The organism is Ancylobacter rudongensis, assembly GCF_900100155.1.
Taxonomy (GTDB): Bacteria; Pseudomonadota; Alphaproteobacteria; order Rhizobiales; family Xanthobacteraceae; genus Ancylobacter; species Ancylobacter rudongensis.
The window spans coordinates 570,580-591,125 of the sequence record NZ_FMTP01000001.1 but is presented as its reverse complement, the minus strand read 5'-3'; the positions used below and the strand labels follow the sequence as shown (position 1 = coordinate 591,125).

Annotated in this window: 21 protein-coding genes; 10 read left to right on the top strand and 11 right to left on the bottom strand. The window is 67.3% G+C overall.

The genetic code is table 11. From position 1 onward, the window contains the following. Positions 1-40: 40 nt before the first annotated feature. The 3 genes from BLO63_RS02680 to BLO63_RS02670 all read right to left on the bottom strand — a co-directional run bounded on the left by BLO63_RS02680 (position 41) and on the right by BLO63_RS02670 (position 1,862). Positions 41-475, bottom strand: a complete 435-nt coding sequence (locus BLO63_RS02680) for a hypothetical protein (RefSeq protein ID WP_091436509.1) — start codon at positions 473-475, stop codon at positions 41-43. Between the two features lie 9 nt (positions 476-484). Beyond that, positions 485-991 carry a xanthine phosphoribosyltransferase gene (gene gpt, locus BLO63_RS02675; protein WP_091436507.1) on the bottom strand — a complete coding sequence of 169 codons (507 nt, stop codon included), beginning with the start codon at positions 989-991 and terminating at the stop codon, positions 485-487. A 124-nt stretch (positions 992-1,115) separates the two neighbouring features. Beyond that, positions 1,116-1,862 carry a competence/damage-inducible protein A gene (locus BLO63_RS02670; RefSeq protein WP_091436506.1) on the bottom strand — a complete coding sequence of 249 codons (747 nt, stop codon included), beginning with the start codon at positions 1,860-1,862 and terminating at the stop codon, positions 1,116-1,118. Positions 1,863-2,065: 203 nt separating this feature from the next. Between BLO63_RS02670 and BLO63_RS02665 the strand changes: the two genes are divergently transcribed. From BLO63_RS02665 to BLO63_RS02640, 6 genes are all read left to right on the top strand, one after another. After that, positions 2,066-3,487, top strand: a complete 1,422-nt coding sequence (locus tag BLO63_RS02665) for a circularly permuted type 2 ATP-grasp protein (protein ID WP_091436504.1) — start codon at positions 2,066-2,068, stop codon at positions 3,485-3,487. Between the two features lie 158 nt (positions 3,488-3,645). Beyond that, positions 3,646-4,269, top strand: a complete 624-nt coding sequence (locus tag BLO63_RS02660; protein ID WP_091436502.1) for a LysE family translocator — start codon at positions 3,646-3,648, stop codon at positions 4,267-4,269. Between the two features lie 12 nt (positions 4,270-4,281). Then, positions 4,282-5,226 carry an alpha-E domain-containing protein gene (locus tag BLO63_RS02655; RefSeq protein ID WP_091436500.1) on the top strand — a complete coding sequence of 315 codons (945 nt, stop codon included), beginning with the start codon at positions 4,282-4,284 and terminating at the stop codon, positions 5,224-5,226. Positions 5,227-5,239: 13 nt separating this feature from the next. Continuing rightward, the gene (locus BLO63_RS02650; RefSeq protein WP_091436498.1) at positions 5,240-6,076 is read left to right on the top strand and encodes a transglutaminase family protein; all 837 of its coding nucleotides are present in this window, start codon (positions 5,240-5,242) and stop codon (positions 6,074-6,076) included. Positions 6,077-6,186: 110 nt separating this feature from the next. Then, positions 6,187-6,927 carry a proteasome-type protease gene (locus tag BLO63_RS02645; RefSeq protein ID WP_091436496.1) on the top strand — a complete coding sequence of 247 codons (741 nt, stop codon included), beginning with the start codon at positions 6,187-6,189 and terminating at the stop codon, positions 6,925-6,927. Between the two features lie 339 nt (positions 6,928-7,266). After that, positions 7,267-8,013: an SDR family oxidoreductase gene (locus BLO63_RS02640; RefSeq protein WP_091436494.1), complete on the top strand. Its 747-nt coding sequence runs from the start codon at positions 7,267-7,269 to the stop codon at positions 8,011-8,013. Positions 8,014-8,019: 6 nt separating this feature from the next. On the opposite strand, the gene BLO63_RS02635 is transcribed toward BLO63_RS02640, so the two are convergent. The 3 genes from BLO63_RS02635 to BLO63_RS02625 form a co-directional block, all read right to left on the bottom strand. Then, on the bottom strand, positions 8,020-9,393 hold the full coding sequence (locus tag BLO63_RS02635) for a DUF2235 domain-containing protein (protein ID WP_091436492.1): 1,374 nt from the start codon (positions 9,391-9,393) through the stop codon (positions 8,020-8,022). A 102-nt stretch (positions 9,394-9,495) separates the two neighbouring features. Next, positions 9,496-10,098 (bottom strand): exopolysaccharide biosynthesis protein, encoded by a 603-nt coding sequence (locus tag BLO63_RS02630; RefSeq protein ID WP_244517561.1) that lies wholly within the window; start codon positions 10,096-10,098, stop codon positions 9,496-9,498. 112 nt (positions 10,099-10,210) lie between these two features. Then, entirely contained in the window at positions 10,211-10,555 is a 345-nt protein-coding gene (locus BLO63_RS02625; protein ID WP_091436489.1) for an usg protein, read from the bottom strand. Positions 10,556-10,856: 301 nt separating this feature from the next. On the opposite strand from BLO63_RS02625, the gene groES reads away from it, so the two are divergent. The 3 genes from groES to BLO63_RS02610 all read left to right on the top strand — a co-directional run bounded on the left by groES (position 10,857) and on the right by BLO63_RS02610 (position 14,286). Further along, positions 10,857-11,171 carry a co-chaperone GroES gene (groES, locus tag BLO63_RS02620; RefSeq protein WP_091436487.1) on the top strand — a complete coding sequence of 105 codons (315 nt, stop codon included), beginning with the start codon at positions 10,857-10,859 and terminating at the stop codon, positions 11,169-11,171. A gap of 46 nt (positions 11,172-11,217) precedes the next feature. Then, positions 11,218-12,864 (top strand): chaperonin GroEL, encoded by a 1,647-nt coding sequence (gene groL / locus BLO63_RS02615; RefSeq protein WP_091436485.1) that lies wholly within the window; start codon positions 11,218-11,220, stop codon positions 12,862-12,864. A 621-nt stretch (positions 12,865-13,485) separates the two neighbouring features. After that, positions 13,486-14,286: an outer membrane protein gene (locus tag BLO63_RS02610; RefSeq protein ID WP_091436484.1), complete on the top strand. Its 801-nt coding sequence runs from the start codon at positions 13,486-13,488 to the stop codon at positions 14,284-14,286. A gap of 122 nt (positions 14,287-14,408) precedes the next feature. Here BLO63_RS02610 and BLO63_RS02605 read toward each other — a convergent pair whose 3' ends face one another. Genes BLO63_RS02605 through BLO63_RS02590 form a run of 4 tightly spaced genes read right to left on the bottom strand, consistent with a single transcriptional unit; the run spans position 14,409 to position 18,175 of the window. Next, the gene (locus tag BLO63_RS02605) at positions 14,409-15,074 is read right to left on the bottom strand and encodes an ABC-type transport auxiliary lipoprotein family protein (protein ID WP_091436482.1); all 666 of its coding nucleotides are present in this window, start codon (positions 15,072-15,074) and stop codon (positions 14,409-14,411) included. A 57-nt stretch (positions 15,075-15,131) separates the two neighbouring features. Continuing rightward, positions 15,132-16,178, bottom strand: coding sequence for an MlaD family protein (locus tag BLO63_RS02600; protein ID WP_091436480.1), 1,047 nt, complete (start codon positions 16,176-16,178; stop codon positions 15,132-15,134). Between the two features lie 7 nt (positions 16,179-16,185). After that, a complete protein-coding gene (locus BLO63_RS02595) occupies positions 16,186-16,977 on the bottom strand; it encodes an ABC transporter ATP-binding protein (RefSeq protein WP_205409259.1) in 792 nt (263 codons plus the stop codon). Between the two features lie 49 nt (positions 16,978-17,026). Then, positions 17,027-18,175, bottom strand: a complete 1,149-nt coding sequence (locus tag BLO63_RS02590) for an ABC transporter permease (RefSeq protein ID WP_091436477.1) — start codon at positions 18,173-18,175, stop codon at positions 17,027-17,029. Between the two features lie 233 nt (positions 18,176-18,408). On the opposite strand from BLO63_RS02590, the gene dgcA reads away from it, so the two are divergent. Then, positions 18,409-19,386, top strand: coding sequence for an N-acetyl-D-Glu racemase DgcA (gene dgcA, locus BLO63_RS02585; RefSeq protein ID WP_091436475.1), 978 nt, complete (start codon positions 18,409-18,411; stop codon positions 19,384-19,386). Here dgcA and BLO63_RS02580 read toward each other — a convergent pair. After that, the gene (locus BLO63_RS02580) at positions 19,356-20,531 is read right to left on the bottom strand and encodes an MFS transporter (protein ID WP_091436474.1); all 1,176 of its coding nucleotides are present in this window, start codon (positions 20,529-20,531) and stop codon (positions 19,356-19,358) included. The genes dgcA and BLO63_RS02580 overlap by 31 nt on opposite strands. Between the last annotated feature and the right edge of the window lie 15 nt (positions 20,532-20,546).

Sequence of the window (20,546 nt, the reverse complement as noted above, 5' to 3'; positions counted from 1 at the left end):
GGGGAAGCCGAAAGGCGAGGCGCCCGCCGGCTCCCGTGCCTCAGGACGGGCGGCTTTTCGGGTCGCCGTCCGCATCGCTCCCGTCCGAGCCATCCTCGTCCGGTCCGGTGTCGTCTTCGTCCTCGTCCTCGTCGTCCTCCGCATCGTCCGCTTCCTGCGCGGCCTTGGCTTCGGCGATGAACTCGGCGGCGTACTTCTTGGCGTCGCGCACGCTGTCGCCGAGCTCGCGGGCATAGCGGTCGAGGTCGAGCCGCAGCCCACCGACCGAGGGCTTCTCCGTCTCGGAGGCATAGGCGACCATGCGCAGCGACAGGCCGATATCCGAGGCCAGAACCGCCATGAAGCCGTCGCTCAGGTCGTGATCGTCGGCATACTCCATGAGCATGTCGTAGAGCGCCGCGCGGTGCTGGTCGAAGGCGGCTTCATAGCCCTCGTCGTTTTCGTCTTCCGGGTTTTCAGTGCTGCTGCCGGGCATGTCCTGTCCTCACGCTACCCCGTCGCGGATCGGCGGCTGGAAGCTCAGCCCCATGTCCCACGGGAAATAGATCCACGTATCCTGGCTCACCTCGGTGATGAAGGTGTCGATCAGCGGCCGGCCGAGCGGCTTGGCATAGACGGTGGCGAAATGCGCGGAAGGCAGCATATCGCGCACCAGCCGTGCCGTCTTGCCGGTATCGACCAGATCGTCGATCACCAGCAGCCCCTTGCCGCCCTCGCCCGCTACCGACGTCACCACCTCGGCGATGGGCTTGAGCACCTGCATCTCGCCCTGCTTGGTGTAGTCGTGATAGCTGGCGATGCACACCGTCTCGATCATGCGCAGGCCGAGCTCGCGCGCCACGATCGCCGCCGGCACCAGCCCGCCCCGCGTGATGCAGACGATGCCCTCAAACGGGCCGGCGCCGGCCAGACGCCACGCCAGGGCGCGCGCGTCGCGGTGGAACTGATCCCAGGAGACCGGAAAGGCCTTGTTCTGGCGGTCATCGGACATCAGGCGAAATCCCGGCAAGGCTGGCAGAAACGTCAGCGGCGATCAATAGCGGCAGCGCCGCGCCTTCTCCAGTGCCGCCGGGTGGAAATTCCCGGCTTCGCACGGGAAATTCGGACCGGCGGGTTCACGGCCGCGGCGCCAGCGCCGCTACCATGGCCTCGACCTGCGCCACCGCCGCCGCCAGCTTCTCGGGATCGCGGCCCCGCACCACGAGATTGGTGTTGGGGCGCCCGTCCTCGGCCATGAAGGGATAGCTGCCGATGCTCACTTCCGGGTTGGCCTTGGCGATGGCGCCGAGCGGCCCGCCGACATCGCCCTCGCGCGCGTCCGCCCGCACCGTCTGCGAGAGCATGCGCACGCCGGTGCGCAGCTTCGGCGCCACCTGGTCGAGCATGGCCTGCATGATGGTCGGCACCCCGGCCATGACGATGACATTGCCGATCCAGAAGCCGGGCGCCTTGGAAACCGGGTTCTCCACCAGATCGGCGCCGTGCGGGATGCGGGCCATGCGCAGCCGCGCCTCGTTGAGGTCTTCCGGCTTGATGTATTCCAGCAGCATGGCGCGGGCGCGGGGGTCGACGTCGATGCCGACCCCGAACGCCTTCGCCACGGAATCGGCGGTGATGTCGTCATGGGTCGGGCCGATGCCGCCCGTGGTGAAGACATAGGTGTAGCGGGCGCGCAGCGCGTTCACCGCGCCGACGATCTCGTCCTCGATGTCGGGCACCACCCGCACCTCGCGCACGTCGACGCCGATGGCGGTGAGATATTCGGCGATATAGCCGATGTTCCGGTCCTTGGTGCGCCCGGAAAGTATCTCGTCGCCAATGACCAGGACCGCCGCCGTCACCGGCTCTGCCGCGCCCGCCATTCGATTCTCCTCCCACTTCGGGATGACGATACCGCCATCCGCCGCAATTCACTGCACCGGTCGCCGCTTGCAAGGGCACAATGCCGCTAAAACAGGCAGATGGTGCGCAATCTCGCAATTATCGCGGCGGGAGAGGTTCCTCCCCTTCCGCTGGCACGAGCTTTGTAGCTAACTTGGCTGAGTTGGGGAGTAGATTTGCACCAATGAGCGTCGCCTTCGACGAAATGACCAATGCGGACGGTTCGATCCGGCCCGCTTACGCCGCGCTCTCCCGCTGGTTGAGCAATGTGCCGCCCGACGTGCTGGACTATCGCCGCCGGGAGGCGGAGTTCATATTCCGGCGCATCGGCATCACCTTCGCCGTCTATGGCGAGAGCGATGCGCAGGAGCGCCTGATCCCCTTCGACATCATCCCGCGCATCCTCACCGGGGGTGAGTGGCGCCGGCTGTCGCTGGGGCTGGAACAGCGCACCAAGGCGCTGAACCTCTACCTCAAGGACATTTATTCCCGGCGCGAGATCCTGAAAGCCGGCGTGGTGCCGGAGGATCTGGTGTACCAGAACCCCGCCTTCCGGCCGGAAATGAACGGCCAGAAGGTGCCGCACGACCTCTATGTGCACATTGCCGGCATCGACGTGGTGCGTGTCGACGCCGACACGTTCTATGTGCTGGAGGACAATGCCCGCACGCCCTCCGGCGTCTCCTACATGCTAGAGAACCGCGAGATCATGATGCGGCTCTTCCCGGAGCTGTTCGCGGAAAACCGCGTCGCGCCGGTCGAGAACTACACCGACGAATTGCTGGCGACGCTGAAATCGCTGGCGCCGGGCACGTCCAACAGCGACCCGGCTGTCGTGGTGCTGACCCCCGGCATCTATAATTCGGCCTATTACGAGCACTCCTTCCTCGCCGACAAGCTGGGCGTGGAACTGGTGGAAGGCCGCGACCTGTTCGTGCGCAACGACATTGTCTACATGCGCACCACCGAGGGGCCGCGCCGGGTCGATGTCATCTATCGCCGGCTCGATGACGATTTCATCGATCCCCTCGCCTTCCGTCCCGACAGCGCGCTCGGCGTGCCGGGGCTGATGAGCGCCTACAATGCCGGCAACGTCACGCTGACCAATGCGGTCGGCACCGGCGTCGCCGACGACAAGGCGGTCTACAGCTACATGCCTGACATCATCCGCTTCTATCTCGGCGAGGAGCCGCTGCTGAAGAACGTGCCGACCTGGCGCTGCCGCGAGCCGGACCACCTGAAATATGTGCTCGACCATCTGAACGAGCTGGTGGTGAAGGAAGTGCACGGCTCGGGCGGCTACGGCATGCTGATCGGCCCGCGCGCCGACAAGGCGCAGATCGAGCTGTTCCGCGCCAAGCTGAAGCAGGACCCGAACAATTTCATCGCCCAGCCGACGCTGGCTTTGTCGACCTGCCCGACCTTCGTCGAGGAAGGCATCGCCCCGCGCCATGTCGATCTGCGCCCCTTCGTGCTGACGGGGTCCGACAAGGTGCGGATCGTGCCGGGCGGGCTGACCCGCGTGGCGCTGGAGGCCGGCTCGCTGGTGGTCAATTCCAGCCAGGGCGGCGGGACCAAGGACACCTGGGTGCTGGAGGAGAGCTGAGTTCGGCGTTCTAGCGACGGAAAACACCACGTCATCCTGAGGAGCCCGGCGCAACCGGGCTTTGAGGGATATCGCCCCAGATGAGCATCCTTCGAGGCTCGCTTCGCTCGCACCTCAGGATGACGGTGCTCTCTGGAATGCAATGAGGGGGAGCGCAGATGTCGATTGAAACCTGGCTGGCCTTCGTCGCCGCCTCGGCGGTCCTGCTGGTGATCCCCGGGCCGACCATCCTGCTCGTGGTCTCCTATGCGCTCGGCCAAGGGCGCAAGGTGGCGTTTCCGGTCGCCCTCGGCGTGGCGCTGGGCGACTTCACCGCCATGACGCTGTCCATGCTCGGCCTCGGCGCCCTGCTCGCCACCTCGGCGACGCTGTTCACCGCGCTGAAATGGGTCGGCGCCGCCTATCTGATCTGGCTCGGCATCAAGCTCTGGCGCGCCGGCGGACAGGCGAGCTTCGGCGAGGCCCGCCCGGCGGGCTCGGCCGGGGCCATGATCGCCCATGCCTGGGTGGTCACGGCGCTGAACCCGAAGAGCATCACCTTCTTCGTGGCCTTCCTGCCGCAATTCCTCGATCCGGGCCGGGATTTCCTCACCCAGCTGGCGATCTTCGAGGCGACCTTCCTCGTGCTCGCCGCCGCCAATGCCTTCGGCTACGCGCTGCTCGCCGGCCGCCTGCGCGGGGCGGTGCAGAACACGCGCATGGTCGCTATCATCAACCGGGTCGGCGGTTCGCTGCTGATCGCGGCGGGCGTCGCCACGCTCGCCTGGCGCAACGCCAAATAGAACGCGGGTCCCATGCTCTCTCGTACTGCCGACAATCTCTACTGGCTGTCCCGCTACATGGAGCGGGCGGATTGCCTCGCCCGCATCCTCGATGTGACGCAGCGTCTCGCCCAGTTGCCGGCGGCCTATGGCGGCTCCACCAATGAGTGGCGCTCGGCCCTGCTCACCGCCGGCTGCGCCGAGCAGTTCAAGGCGGTGTATGGCGACGACATCAGCGAGCAGAACGTCATCACCTTCCTGGCGTTTTCACCAGAAAACCCGTCCTCGATCCGCAACTGCTTCGAGATCGCCCGCACCAATGCCCGCTCGGTCCGCACCGCGCTGACCATGGAGATGTGGGAGACGATCAACTCCTCCTGGCTGGAGCTGAAGCGCTATTCCACCAAGAACATGACGCGCGAGGAGCTGGCGCGCTTCATGTCCTTCGTCAAGGAAACCTCGCTGCGCTTCGACGGCGCCGCCTACCGCACCATGCTGCGCAACGACGCCTTCTGGTTCTCGCGCGTGGGCATGTATGTCGAGCGCGCCGACAACACCGCCCGCATCCTCGACGTGAAATACCATGTGCTGCTGCCGGATTCCGAGCACATTGGCGGCCCGCTCGACTATTTCCAGTGGGCCTCGATCCTGCGCTCGGTGTCGGCGCTGACCTCGTTCCATTGGGTCTACCGCGAAAGCGTGAAGCCGTGGCTGGTGGCGGATCTTCTGATCCTCAACGCGCAGATGCCGCGCTCGCTGACCAGTTGCTACCAGAACATAACGCGCTATCTCGACGATATCGCCGCCTATTACGGCCGCCAGGGCGGCTCGCAGAGGCTGGCGCGCTCGACCCTGACCCGGCTCGGCAACAGCCGCATGGAGGACATTTTCCAGACCGGCCTGCACGAATACATCGACACTTTCGTGACCGAGAACAACCGCCTCGGCTCCATCGTCAACGAGCAGTACCTGCTCTGAACCGGCCTGCGTCATGCGTATCCATGTCAATCACGCGACCATCTACACCTATGATCCGCCGGCCAATGGCGCGATCCAGACCCTGCGCCTGACGCCGCGCAACCATGATGGCCAGTATGTCGTCACCTGGCGCATCGACGTCTCGGAAGGCTGCCAGCTGCGCGCCCACCAGGACGCCTTCGGCAACCTGACCCACACCTTCGCCCTCGACGGCCCGATCAAGGAGCTGCGGGTGCTGGTGGAGGGCGAGGTCGAGACACAGGACACCGCCGGGGTCATTCGCGGCATAAACGAGCGTTTTCCGCCCTCGTTCTTCCTGCGCACCACCGACCTCACCACCCCCGACGCCGACCTCATGACCTTCGCGCAGGCCGCCAGCGGCGGCGAGAGCGACCGCATCGCCCGGCTGCACGCGCTGATGGACGCGATCACGGCGGCGATCGAGTTCGACGCCGACCCGACCCATGTCTCCACCACCGCCGCCGCCGCCTTCAAGGCCAAGCGCGGCGTGTGCCAGGACTTCGCCCATGTCTTCACCACCTGCGCCCGCCATATCGGCGTGCCGGCGCGCTATGTGAGCGGCTATCTCGTCGGCGACGGCGCCGAGGCGGAGCAGCGCGCCGGCCATCAGGCCGGGCATGCCTGGTCGGAAGCCTATATCGAGGGGCTCGGCTGGATCGGCTTCGACGCCGCCCAGGGCCAGTGCCCGACCGAGGCCTATGTGCGCCTCGCCGTCGGGCTCGACTATCTCGGCGCGGCCCCGGTGCGGGGCAATCGCTATGGTGGCGGCGACGAAAACCTCACCGTCGCCCTCAAGGTTGACCAGTCGAGTCGCCAGGTTCAGGGCTGAGCGATCGGGCGTAACGTGCATCGCTGAGGTTGCCCCGCAGGAAAGCGGCCCGGTATAAGGGCGCGGGGCGGCGCCTTCTGGCGCCGGCGCGGATGGGGGAAGTGCCTTTCATGACCTATTGTTGCGGCATTCTGGTGCGTGACGGCCTCGTCATGATCGCCGATACGAGGACCAATGCCGGCCTCGACAACGTCTCGACCTTCCGCAAGCTCCACGTCTTCGAGGAGCCGGGCCGGCATGTGCTGGCGCTGTCCACCGCCGGCAACCTGTCGATCTCGCAGGCTGTGATCAGCACGCTGCAGGAGGGTCTGGAGAACCCGGAGACCGGGGCCAAGGAGACGCTCTCGACCTGCAGCAGCATGTTCCGCGCCACCCAGCTGGTCGGGCGGGCGGTGCGCCATGTCTATGATCTCTACGGCGCGGCGCTGAAGGAGGCGGATCTGCGCTTCGACGTCTCGTTCCTGTTCGGCGGGCAGGTGAATGGCGGGCGCATGCGGCTGTTCATGATCTACGCCGCCGGCAATTTCATCGAATGCACCAGCGACACGCCGTTTTTGCAGATCGGCGAGCACAAATATGGCAAGCCGGTGCTGGACCGCTCGATCACCTTCGACACCGATCTCTATGACGGGCTGAAATCCGCGCTGATTTCGATGGATTCGACCATGCGCTCGAATCTCGGTGTCGGCATGCCGATCGACATTCTGGTGGCGCGCCGCGATGGCGGGCAGGCCGAACTGAACTACCGCATCGAGCCGGGCGAGCCCTATTTCCACGATCTGCGCGAGCGCTGGTCGGCGGCGCTGCGGGCCGCGCACACCTCGATCCCACGCCCGCCCTACGGGCGCTGAGGCGCGATCGATAGCAAAATGGGCCGCCCGGATGCTTATACGGGCAACCCATTTTGTAAAAACCTGCAATTGCCGCAGGTGAAAGGCGTCTTCACCCGTCAGGTGAGGAGCCAGATCAGAAGAATGATCGGAATCGGGATACCGATAAGCCACAAAAGAATAGGCATGATTTGCCCTCCGGTTTTGAAAGACGTGGGGTTCGCCTTGACAACGCCGAATTTGCTTTTGGGTTCCTTGTCGCGTCCGAAACTGTGACACAATCCTGCCTCCGTCCGTGATGGGGCACCCGCACACAGGCCTGGGCGCCGGCCGACGGCGCGCTCGTTGGGAGAACTCCGCATGAACGCCCCCCGTATCGCCCTCGTCACCGGCGCTGGCACCGGCATCGGCAAGGCCGCCGCGATCGCCCTCCATGAGGCCGGCTTCACCGTGGTGCTCACCGGGCGCCGGGCCGAGCCGCTGGAGGCGGTGGCCGCCGCGATGGACGGCCGGGGCCACGCCATCACCGCCGATGTCGCCGACCCCGCCTCGGTGGCGGCGCTGTTCGCGGCGGTGCAGCAGCGCTTCGGCCGGCTCGACGTGCTGTTCAACAATGCCGGCGGCTGGTCGCCGGCCACGCCGATCGAGGACATCCCGCTGGCAGACTGGCAGCATGTGGTGAATGTGAACCTCACCGGCGTGTTCCTGTGCATCCAGCACGCCATGCGGCTGATGAAGGCGCAGGACCCCAAGGGCGGGCGGATCATCAATAATGGCTCGATCTCGGCCCATGCCCCGCGCCCGCTGACCGGCTCCTATACCGCGACCAAGCACGCCGTCACCGGCCTCACCAAGCAGGTGGCGCTGGAGGGCCGCGCCCACAACATCGCCTGCGGCCAGATCGACATCGGCAATGCCGAGACCGACATGACGGCGAAGATGAAGACCGGCGTGCTGCAGCCCAACGGCCAGATCATGGTCGAGCCGACCTTCGACGCCGGCCATGCCGGCCGCGCGGTGGCCCACATGGCCAGCCTGCCGCTTGACGCCAACATCCTCACCATGACCATCATGGCCAGCAGCGCCCCCTTTGTCGGGCGGGGCTGAGCGAGGTTAGGGGGCTGGCGACGCCGCCGCAGGCTGAGACGCGGGGTGAGGCGTGGGCGGCTGGACCCAGTTCGCCCGTGCCGTCGCCAGAGCCGGGTGATGCTCCGGTGGCATGGCGCTCTGCAACCGGGCGAAGTCGGCCGGATCGTTCAGCCAGTCGAGCGGGCCGGCATCGCCCATGAAGCCGAGATCCACCGTGGGGTGCGCCAGCGCCACATGCGCCGGCGCGAAGAACTGTTCGAGCGCGAAGGCGAGGTTGCGGGGCCGGTACGCCTCCCCCTTGGCATTGTTGCCACCCATCAGCCGTTCCAGCGCCGAAAGGTGCACATATTCGCCGAGCGGCTTGGCGTGCGGGGGCAGCGCGGCCAGCGTGTAGCCCTTGTCGGGCGGGCGCTGCTGGGCGATCACCCGCAGCGATGGCTCGCGATTGCTGAGGATCGACCGCCAGCCATGGCGGGATTCGTGGATCGCCACCGGCGCTGCGCCCGACGGGGCCGGCCGGTGTCCGGGCCGGAAGCTGAGAGAGGCCTGCCCGGCCCCGGCGTTGAGCGTGTCGATGCGGTTCAGCATCCAGTCCAGCGTCACCGCGCCGATGCCGCCCGCGCCATAGCCGCCGCCAATGTCGGAATGCACACCGGGAAACCAGACCTGTTCGACCGTGGTGAAATTGGCGTGCTGCGGCACCTGCCAGAGCGAGGGCGGGAAGAAGCGGCGCATCTCGTCAATGGCCAGCGCCTGCAGCGAATGGTCGATGACAGAGGACAGGGTCGTGTCGTGAAACTGGTACTGGCTGCGGCGGCCGGTGAGCCAATCGGCGGCATCGAGCGGAATCCCCAGCGAGCCGACCGTGTCGAACACGCCCAGCGTGCGGATGCGCAGATTTTCGTGGCACAGCCGCGCCAGCCGAAGGCCGTCCTTGGGGTAGCGGTCCTTGGTATCGGTCCGGTAGTGCAGCCAGGTCGCTTCCTCATTCTCGCGCGTGCAATTGTCGCGATGCAGTAGGCCGGTGGCGCCGATATAGCCGGCGAGGCTGCGGGCGGTGAAGGCGCCGCGGGAAAAGCCGAAGATATAAATCTCGTCGCCCTTCTCGTAGAAGCGGCTGAGAAAGCGATAGGCTTGGCGCACATTGACATCCAGCCCCCGGCCCATGCCGCCGCCGAGATAGGTGTCGAGCCCGCCGCGCGTGCCGACGCCCTCATCATAATAGATACGCTGCTCGACCCCGTCGGTCACACCCGGCTGCAGCATGTCCCGCAGGCGGACGATGTTGGTGATCTCCTCGCCATCGGCGGTGTTCCAGGTGCCGTCGAGGCAGAGGATGAGTCGCCGGCGCGTCTTCGCCGGGGGCGGTGTCGCTTGGCTGGCCAGCACGGCTGACATTCCCGCCTCCACATCGACGTGCGAATGGAACAGGGGAATATCTTAGGTTGTATATGGTAAAATGCAACCAGGCGCCATTTCGGCCCGTCGCCCACCTTCGGCTCAGAACACCGCCAGCGCGCCCTGGAACAGCAGCCAGCTCAAAATCCCCATCACGCCGAAGCTGATCAGCGTCGCCGCCACGCCGGCGAGGATGAACACGCCGTCGCGCTCGACCAGGCCGAGGCCGAGAATCACCACGGCGATGCCGGGCGGCAGATTGCCGAAGATCGGGATCGGCAGCAGCAGCAGCAGCCCGAGCACCACCACCAGCCCGCCCAGCACGAAGCGCGCCGAGGGCGAGGAGAAATAGGGCAGGCGCGGGCGGGAATAGCCCTCGAAGCGGCGGATGAGCTTCAGCGAGCCGTTGACGATCTTCTCCAGCAGCCCGCGCGAAATGGTGCGGTTGGCCAGCCAGCGCGGCAGCCACAGCTCATCGCGCCCCACCAGCATCTGCCCGCCGACAAGGCAGAGCAGGATGCCGCAGATGACCGGCAGGCCCGGCGGCATCGGCAGGCAGTTCGGCAGGCCGAGCAGCAGGATGGACAGGCCGAAGGCGCGGTTGCGCAGCGCGTGCACGATTTCGCCCACGCCGATGCGTTCCGCCGAATGGGCGGTGACGATCGCCGAGAGCAATTCCGACGTGCGCGGAGAACGATGATCCACCGGCGTGACCAGCTGCCTGACTTCCCTCGGGCGCCGGACCGGCCCCCTTTGCTGCGCTCATAGCACGTCGCACGCGGCAAGAAGAGGGCGGCACGCTCAAAAGAAGCGCGCCTCAGTTCAGCCGGAACTCTCCGTCGACGCGGCGCAGCTCGGCCGGGCCGATCAGCCGCGAATGCGCCACCAGCACCGAGTGCAGCGGGCCTTCCAGCTCGCGCTTCCAGAAAGCGAGGAAGCGGTTCAGCTCCGGAAAATGCGGGCACAGATCGTAATGCTGCCAGAGAAAGGTCTGCAGAATTCCCGGATGATCGGGCATCCGGTAGAGGATCTGGGCAGTGGTGAGGCCATAGCCCTCCAGCTGCTTGCGGAAATCCGGCGACACCCGCCCGCCGGTACCCGCCCCCTCCCCCTCCGCCTGCGGCGAGAGCCCACCACGCGACGACACCCCATGATCGGTCATGCGGAACCTCCTTTCGTGACGATAAGGGAGTGTGCGACCGTTGCCGGCTTCCGGCAAGGCTAAAAATCGCAATAGATGTTCAATATCAATGCACTAGCAGCATTTGCGACGGAGTGCTGACAGCAAGGCGGCCGCCGCGCTGGCACTCTCTTCACGAGACTGCCAGTTTTTTGCCGCCCGCACCTTGCGCCCCCTATCCCCGGCGCCTAGATGTCGCACGGCACCGCGAGATACCCCCGGCCCTCCGGCCGGGCGGGCGCAGGTGCAGGATCAAACGATCGTTCACGATTGGAGAGAGCCGATGAAGTTCCGTCCCCTGCATGACCGGGTCGTGGTCAAGCGCATTGATGCGGAAGAGAAGACCGCGGGCGGTATCATCATTCCCGACACAGCCAAGGAAAAGCCCTCGCAGGGCGAAGTCGTCGCTGTGGGCCCGGGCGCCCGCGACGAGGCCGGCAAGCTGGTCCCGCTGGACGTGAAGGCCGGCGAACGGGTGCTGTTCGGCAAGTGGTCGGGCACCGAGGTCAAGATCGATGGCGTCGACTACCTCATCATGAAGGAGTCCGACATCCTTGGCGTTCTGGACGCCACCTCTGCGGCCAAGAAGGCCGCCTGAGCCAGCCGCTCACGCTGCTCGCAACGCATCACCGGAGTAAGAAATCATGTCTGCCAAGGAAGTTAAGTTCGCTGGCGACGCGCGCGAGAAGATGCTGCGCGGCGTCGACATTCTCGCCAATGCCGTCAAGGTCACGCTCGGTCCCAAGGGCCGCAACGTCGTGATCGAGAAGAGCTTCGGCGCCCCGCGCATCACCAAGGACGGCGTCACCGTCGCCAAGGAGATCGAGCTCGAGGACAAGTTCGAGAACATGGGCGCGCAGATGGTGCGCGAAGTGGCCTCGAAGTCCAACGACCTCGCCGGCGACGGCACCACCACCGCCACCGTGCTCGCCCAGGCGATCGTGAAGGAAGGTGCCAAGTCGGTCGCCGCCGGCATGAACCCGATGGACCTCAAGCGCGGCATCGACCTCGCGGTCGAGGCGATCGTGGCCGATCTGAAGAAGAACGCCCGCAAGGTGACGTCGAACGCCGAGATCGCCCAGGTCGGCACCATCTCCGCCAATGGCGATTCCGAGATCGGCAAGTACCTCGCCGAGGCGATGCAGAAGGTCGGCAACGAGGGTGTCATCACCGTCGAGGAAGCCAAGACCGCCGAGACCGAGCTCGACGTGGTCGAGGGCATGCAGTTCGACCGCGGCTATCTCTCGCCCTACTTCATCACCAATGCCGAGAAGATGCGCGTCGAGTTCGAGGACCCCTACATCCTCATCCACGAGAAGAAGCTCTCGGGCCTGCAGGAACTGCTGCCGGTGCTGGAAGCCGTGGTGCAGACCTCCAAGCCGCTGCTGATCATCGCCGAGGACATCGAGGGCGAGGCGCTCGCCACCCTCGTCGTCAACAAGCTGCGCGGCGGCCTCAAGGTCGCGGCCGTCAAGGCGCCCGGCTTCGGTGATCGCCGCAAGGCCATGCTGCAGGACATCGCCATCCTGACCGGCGGCACCGCCATCTCCGACGATCTCGGCATCAAGCTCGACACCGTGACGCTCGCCATGCTCGGCCGCGCCAAGAAGGTCGTGCTCGAGAAGGAGAACACCACCATCGTCGACGGCGCCGGCTCGAAGAAGGACATCGAGGACCGCGTGTCGCAGATCAAGGCGCAGATCGAGGAGACCACCTCGGACTACGACCGCGAGAAGCTGCAGGAGCGCCTGGCCAAGCTCGCCGGCGGCGTCGCGGTGATCCGCGTCGGCGGCGCGACCGAGGTTGAGGTCAAGGAAAAGAAGGACCGCGTCGACGACGCGCTGCACGCCACCCGCGCGGCCGTGGAAGAAGGCGTGCTGCCGGGCGGCGGCGTCGCCCTCCTGCGCGCCATCAAGGCGCTGGACGCCGTCGTCACCGCCAATCCGGACCAGAAGACCGGCGTCGACATCGTCCGCAAGGCGGTGCAGTCCCCGGCGCGCCAGATCGCCAACAATGCCGGCGAAGACGGCTCGCTGATCGTCGGCCGCATCCTTGAGAAGAGCGACTACGCCTACGGCTTCAACGCCCAGACCGGCGAATATGTCGACATGTACAAGGCCGGCGTCATCGACCCGGCCAAGGTGCTGCGCTCGGCGATCCAGAACGCGGCCTCCGTGGCCTCGCTGCTGATCACCACCGAAGCGATGATCGCCGACATTCCGAAGAAGGCCGGCGCGGCCCCCGCCATGCCGGGCGGCGGCATGGGCGGCATGGGCGGAATGGACTTCTGAGGAAATCCATTCGCCCCTGCTTGTCGCTGAGTGCCTAAGCCGGGCGAGTCCGGCTTAGGTGGCGGCATGGACTTCTGAGGAAGCCCATTCGCCCCTGCGGTTTCCAGGTGCCGAAGTCGGCAACAGCCGACTTCGGGTGGCGGAATGGACTTCTGAGGAAATCCATTCTACCGTGAGAGGCTATCGAGGGCGCGGCGCAAGCCGCGCCCTTTTTGCTGCGCATGACCCTCGTCATGCTGAGGCGCGAGCGGCGCGAGCCTCGAAGCACGCAGCTCCTCCCAAAAAAGGGCGCGCCCCGCCCAAGCAAACCCGGGGTCACTGCCGACTCGCCCTCGGGTTTCGCACCCGCCTGCCGCCCATCCCGCCACCCGCCGTTCAGTGCCGGCCCGTCGGGACCACCCGATAAAGCCGAACCGCCGACGGGCTCGCCCTGCCTGCCATGTTGTCCGCTACCTCCGGGAGGTAGCCAGCCAAGCTGATACGGACCAAATGGTATTCGAGAACGTCTTCTGTGACATTTCGGGCGCACCTTCAGGAACTAACGCGGGGGTAGCAGGCCACAACCGAACTGTTTGCCGGGAATGTCATTATCCCGTCAGTGCGTTTACCTGGAGAAACCTCATGAACCGCTCGCTGCTTCTTGGCGCGGCTGCCCTTCTTGCCACCGGCACCGCCAGCCTGGCCGCCGACATGCCCTATCCCGTCAAGGCCGAGCCGGTCGCGGTTTTCGTGCCGGCCTTCTCCTGGACCGGCCTCTATCTCGGCGGCAATGCCGGCTATGCCTGGGGTGAATCCAAGGCCACCGACGTGCTGTTCTTCGACAGCACCGGCGGCGTTTACACGCCCGAGGCCGGGCTCTATGCCGGCAATGACCTGAACTTCGGCAATATGGACGGCTGGGTCGCCGGCGGCCAGATCGGCTACAACTACCAGTTCGAGAACAATGTGGTCGTCGGCGTCGAGGCCGACTTCCAGTGGACCGGCGCCGAGGAGAGCATCGCCTTCTACGCCACGCCGGGCGGCCCCTACTACCAGACCAGCGCCGAGCTGGAGTGGTTCGGCACCGTGCGCGCCCGCCTCGGCTACGCCTTCGACCGCCTGCTCGTCTACGGCACCGGCGGCTTCGCCTATGGCAAGGTCAGCAGCTCGACCACCGTGATGGGCCTCACCGGCGGCGGCGCGCCGGACTTCACCACCGCGGCCTCCGGCTCGCATGACAACGTCAACACCGGCTGGACCGTCGGCGGTGGCCTTGAATATGCGATCACCGACAACTGGATCCTGCGCGGCGAATATCTCTATGTCGACCTCGGCGAGGCCAACGTGACCAGCTATCTCGCCGGCACCTCGGGCAGCTTTGTCAGCGCCAAGGCCGACCTGACCAGCAACATCGTCCGCGCCGCGATCAGCTACAAGTTCTGATCCACGCCTGACGAACCAAACGGAAAAGCCCGGCGCGAGCCGGGCTTTTTTGCGTCTGGACACGATGGGGACGGTGGGGGAGACGCTCGCCGAAGCGCAGCGCCTCTGTCGGCTCCCGCGCGTCAGAAGCGGGCGGACGCCCAGCGCACCAGCTGCACGAACACCTCGTCCGAGGCCTGGTCGAGCGCCGCGGTCGCGTCCGGCCCGCTGGTGGAGGCGGCCGGGGCGCGGGCGGTGAACACCTGCGCGGCGACGATGCGGCCGGAACTGGCGCCGACGATCTTCACCGACACCTCGACCATCGCCACCGGCCCGCCTTCATAGGTTCGGATGCCGAAGGCGCGCAGGTCCGAGAGCAGCATGTAGTCGGCGCTCAGCCCCTCGCCGGCCCGGCCGACCGAGCGGGCGCGGTTGCCGTTCTCGAAGGATTCGATCAGCCGCGCCTGGAACAGCGCCGGCAGCCGGTCGCTCCACTGCGCCTTGTCGAGATAGGTGATCTGCCCGGGCTGCGGCTCGACCACGATCCGCTCGGTGTCGAGCACCGCCAGCGCGCTGGGCGGGCCCACCACCAGCAGGCCGGTTCCCCGGCGCGGGGCGCTGAAATCGGCCGGCGCGCTGAGATCGAAGGTCGGCACCGCCGTCTCGCCACCGGACAGAAGCGTGCTGCAGCCGCCGAGCAGCGCGGCCAGCGCCGCCATGCCGAGCGCGCCCGCGAGCCTGCGCGCGCAAGAGCCCCGCCCCGGAAAGCTGCGCCCGGCCGCGCGGTCGCCTGTCTCGTCAAAACTCACGCGAACGCCCCTGCCCCCGTCGGTTGCACGACTTCCCATCATATGGCGCCCCATCGCCTAGCGCCCATTGTAGCTGGGTACGTTCGACCCGCCAAAGATGAACTGGCGCGGGTTGCGCTCGAAATTCCTGAAAACGCGCTCGATTTCGCCGAGCGTGCGCCGGCCGTCCACCGCCAGCGCCTCGTATTGCCGCAGGCCAGGCCCGGTGAACTTGTTGAGGTTGGCCGACAGCTCGGCCGTGCGGGTGTCGAGATTGGCGGCGAGCTTGCGCACTTCGGCGGCCGCGCTGGAAATCTCGTTGAACATCCCCTTGCCTTCCTCGCTCGTGGTCATCGCATTCACATTGTCGAGGATGACGTTGACCTTGCTGGCCATGGTGTCGAGCTGCGAGGTGAACGCGCTGATATCGTCCACCGTGCTGCCGAGCTTTTGCGGATCGACGGCCACGACGAGCTTGTCGAGATTGTCCGCCAGCGAGGAGATGCGCCGCGCGGCGCCGCCCATTTCCCGCAGGAAGGTGTCGATATTGCCGGAATTCTCGCCCAGGGCGGCGGTGAACTTGTCGACATTGTCGATCACCGAGGAAATCTTGGCGTCGTTGGCCTTGATCAGGTCATCGACGCGGATGGCGATGTCGTTGACCCGCCCCAGCACATCGCGGGCGGTCCGCATCAGGTCCTGCACGGCCGAGGTGTCGGCCTCGATGCTCGGCAGCTGGCCGTCCGGCGGCGCCGGCAGCGGCGCGGCCTGGGTCGAGCCGCCGACCAGCCCGACCGAGGCAAGGCCGGTGAGCAGCTGCGAATCGAGCGTGGCGCGGGTGTCGGACTTGACCGGCGTGTCAGGCTGCACCGCGATGCGGGCGATGACCTTGCGCGGGTCCTGCGCATCGAGCCGCAGGGCCGTCACCTCGCCGACCGGAATGCCGTTGAAGGTGACGGAGGAGCCGGTCTGCAGCCCGCTCACCACGCCGCTGAACACGACGTCATAGGAGGTGCGCGGCCCGCGATTGGCCGAGCCGGTGAACCACCAGACAAAGGCGAAGCCCCCCGCGACGACGGCGAGAGTGAACAGCCCGATGATCGTGTAGTTGGCGCGTGTCTCCATGGTGTCCTCAGCGCGCCCCTTCAGATCCGAAGCCGGCGGCGCGCGCCCGCTTGCCGTGAAAATAGGCCGAAACCCAGGGATGTTTCGACGCCAGCATGGTCTCGATAGGTCCGACGGCGATCACCTTGCCGTCGGCGAGCGCGGCGATGCGATCGCACACCGTATGCAGGCTGTCCAGATCGTGGGTTACCATGAATACCGTCAACCCCAAAGTCTGCTGGAGGGTTGCAATCAATTCGTCGAATTCGCCGGCGCCGATCGGGTCGAGGCCCGAGGTCGGCTCGTCGAGGAACAGGATTTCCGGGTCGAGCGCCAGCGCGCGCGCCAGCGCCACGCGCTTGATCATGCCGCCGGAAAGCTCGGAAGGGGCCTTCTCGGCGACGTCGGGAGCGAGGCCGACCATTTCCAGCTTGGCGATGGTCAGTTCGTCCATCAGCCCCTGCGACAGGTCGAGATATTCGCGCATCGGGAACTGGATGTTCTGCCGCACGCTCAGCGAGGAGAACAGCGCCCCCTGCTGGAACAGCACGCCCCAGCGCTGCTCCAGCGCGCGGCGGCCGGCAAAGGTCAGCTCGTCGAGATCCTGGCCGAACACCGCCACCGTACCGGCGCGCTTGGGCACCAGCCCCAGAATGGTGCGGGTCAGCACCGACTTGCCGCCACCCGAGGCACCGACAAAGCCGAGAATCTCGCCACGCATCACGTCGAGCGAGAGGCCCTTGAGAATGGTGCGCTCGCCGAACGCCACCACCAGGTCGCGCACATGGATGATCGGCTCGCCGGGGGCGACTTCGGGGATGGCGGAGCCACTGTCTGGAAGGGTGTCGCTTTCGGCGTGCACGCGCGCCTCACATGTCGATCGCGGCGAAGAACATGGCGAACAGCCCGTCCACCACGATCACCAGGAAGATCGCCTTCACCACCGAGGCGGTGGTGTGGGCGCCGAGGGATTCCGCGCTGCCGCCCACCCGCATGCCTTCCATGCAGGCGATGAGGCCGATGATCGCCGCCATGAACGGCGCCTTGATCATGCCGACCTCGAAGGTGTTGAGGCCGATGGCCTCCTGCAGCCGGGCGATGAAGATCGCCGGCGAGATGCCGCCATAGAGCCAGGCCACCAGCCCGCCGCCGAACAGCGCGCTCATATTGCCGATGAAGGTCAGCAGCGGCACGGCGATGACCAGCGCCACCAGGCGCGGCAGCACCAGCACTTCATTGGGGTCGAAGCCCATCACCCGCAGCGCGTCGACTTCTTCGCGCATCCGCATCGAGCCGAGTTCGGCCGTGAAGGCGCTACCCGAGCGGCCGGCCACCATGATCGAGACGATCAGCACGCCGAGTTCGCGCAGGGTGAGGATGCCCACCATGTCGACGACATAGGTGGTGGCGCCGAACTTGCGGAAATGGAAGATGCCCTGCTGGGCGATGATGCAGCCGATCAGGAAGGTGATCAGCGCCACGATCGGCACCGCCCGCAGCCCCGCCCGTTCCAGATGATAGATCATCGAGGTGAAGCGGAAGGTGTGCGGGCGCACCAGCACGCGCAGGAAGGCCGCCACCACCGCCCCGATGAAGGAAAGCAGCCCCAGGGCGTCCTCCGCCATCGACACCGTGGTCTTGCCGACCAGCTGGAGAGCGCCCAGAACCGGGTTCACATGGTGCCGGCGTGGCGGGTTCTGGTGGCTTCCCTTGACGATATCGTCGAGCAGCGGGCGGAAGCGGCGCTCCAGCCCGACGATCTGGAAGCGGATATTGGCCTTGTCGAGCGATTGCAGCAGCCGGTCGAGCACCACGGCGCCGAGCGTGTCGAAGCTGCGCACGCCGGAAAGGTCGATCCGCGCCGTCTCGCTGGCGCCGGCGCCGACTTCCGCCAGCGCGGCATCGACGCTGCCTTCCAGCGCGCGCCCCTGCCCGGCCACCCAGCGGCCATTGCCCACGAACACGAGTTCGCGGCCATTGCGGGCGGTGGCCAGAAGCGGCGCTTCAGCAGCTCCCAAGATGACCTCTCCTGCGGGCATGACACGCCAAGCGGCCGCGACACCGATACAAATTCGCAACGCTCTACTTAGCGGTCGGTCCTCCGCCCGTCGAGAGAGCGGCCCGGCGAATCCGGGCGACGGCACCCCGTTGACGGCGTAATCGGCGCGACTGTGCTTTCGATGCGACGCCCGGCCGGGGGCCGAGGGCCTTATGCTGGGCGCGCGATTCCCCTCTCCCGGCGGCCTGTCCCATGACCGAACTTCTCATCACCCCGGAACGCTTTCCGATCCGCGGCCGCTTCACCATCGCCCGCGGCTCGAAGACCGAGGCGGCCGTCGTCACCGTCGAGCTGCGCGACGGCGCCCATGTCGGGCGCGGCGAATGCGTGCCCTATGGCCGCTATGGCGAGAGCGTCGAGGGCGTGATCGACCAGCTCGCCGCGCTGGAAAAGCTGGTCGCGGAGGGGCTTCGCCGCGAGGACCTGATGACGCTGCTGCCGCCGGGAGCGGCGCGCAACGCGCTCGACTGCGCGATGTGGGACATCGAGGCCAAGCGGGCCGGAATGCGCGCTTATGAGATGGCCGGCCTGCCGGCGCCGCAGCCGGTCGTCACCGCTTATACGCTCAGCCTCGACACGCCGCAGGCGATGGCGCAGTCGGCGCGCGAGGCGGGGCACGCCTTGCTCAAGCTCAAGCTCGGCGCGGAGGGCGACCTTGAACGCCTTACCGCCATCCGCGCGGCGGTGCCGCAAACGCGGCTCATCGTCGACGCCAATGAGGGCTGGACGGCGGACACTGTGGAGGCGCACCTGGCCGCCTGCGCCGAGGCGGGCGTCGAACTGGTCGAACAGCCCCTGCCCGCCGCCGACGATGCCGCCCTCGCCGACATTGCCCGCCCGGTGCCGGTCTGCGCCGATGAGAGCGCGCACGGGCTCGACAGCCTCGACGCGCTGGCCGGGCGCTACGACGCGCTCAACATCAAGCTCGACAAGACCGGCGGGCTGACCGAGGCGATCCTCCTCGCCCGCGCGGCGCAGGCGGCCGGGCTCGACATCATGGTCGGCTGCATGGTCGGCACCTCGCTGGCCATGGCGCCGGCGCTGCTGCTGGCGCCGCTGGCGCGTTTCGTCGATCTCGACGGCCCGCTGTTGCTCGCCGCCGACCGCACCCCGGCGCTGCGCTATCAGGGCAGCCTGGTCTACCCGCCCGAACCGGCGCTCTGGGGCTGACGCAGCCGCCCGGTGAGCAGCGCGAGCCCCGTTCCGGCCAGCGCCAGCCCGCTTGACGCGAGGAACGCTCCCGGACCATAGGCCTGCCACAGCGGCCCGGCGGCCAGCGTCGCCCCCGCCATGGCGATCGCCGTCGCCCACGCCGCCAGCGCCTGCACGCTGGCCCCCCGCCCCGGCGGGGCGTGCCGGGCGACGAGTTCCACCGTGCCGAGATAGGTGCAGCCGAAGGTGAGCGCGTGCAGCGGCTGCAGCAGCAGGAGCAGCGGCAGCGGCGGGTCGAGCGCCATCACCGCGAAGCGCAGAACCCCGGCGAGGCCGCCGAGCAGCAGCAGCTTTTCCGGCCCCAGCCGCATCGTCACCCGCGTGCCGTAGTGGAACAGCACCACCTCGGCCAGCACGCCGAGCGACCAGAGCAGGCCGATGAGCGTGCTCGACAGGCCCTTGCCCTGCCACATCAGCGAGGCGAAGGCGTAGAGCACGGCGTGCGAGCCCTGCACCAGCGCCGCTGCCGCCAGGCCGACAAGCAGCACCGGCGCCATGCCGGCCAGCGTCGGGCGCCGCGCCGCCGTCTCATGCGGCAGGGGGCGCACCTCGCGCAGCGTCGCCGCCGCCAGCGCCGCCGCCACGCTGGCGCCAGCGATGAGCCAGATCACCGTGTCCGTCGGCACCTTCGCGAAGAACACCCCGCCGAGCAGGGCGCCGGCCAGCAGGTTGCCGCCGATGAAGGCCATCGAGCCCCACAGCCGCACCCGGCCATAATCGATCAGCCCCTCGCGCCGGCGCGCCACCGCATAGGCGTCGAGCACCGGCAGGCTCGGCTGCCAGAACACGGCGGCGAGCCCCAATCCGATCAGGATGAAGGTGGCGCTGGGGGCGAAGGCGATGCCGGCAAAGCACAGCGCCGTGGCGGCGGCATAGACGATGAGCGTGGCACGCGGGCGCCCGCTGCGGTCGGCCAGCAGCCCGCCGAGCGGCATGGTGACGAGCCGCACCACCTGGGGCACGGCCAGCGCCAGCGCGATCATCGCCGCGTCGAAGCCCCGCCCCTCCAGCCAGACCGGGAAGAACGGCATGAACACGCCGATGCCGAAGAACAGCCCGGCATAGACGGCGGCGATGGCGTGGCGGGGGGCGATGAGGGGCACGAGGCGGCTCGCGAG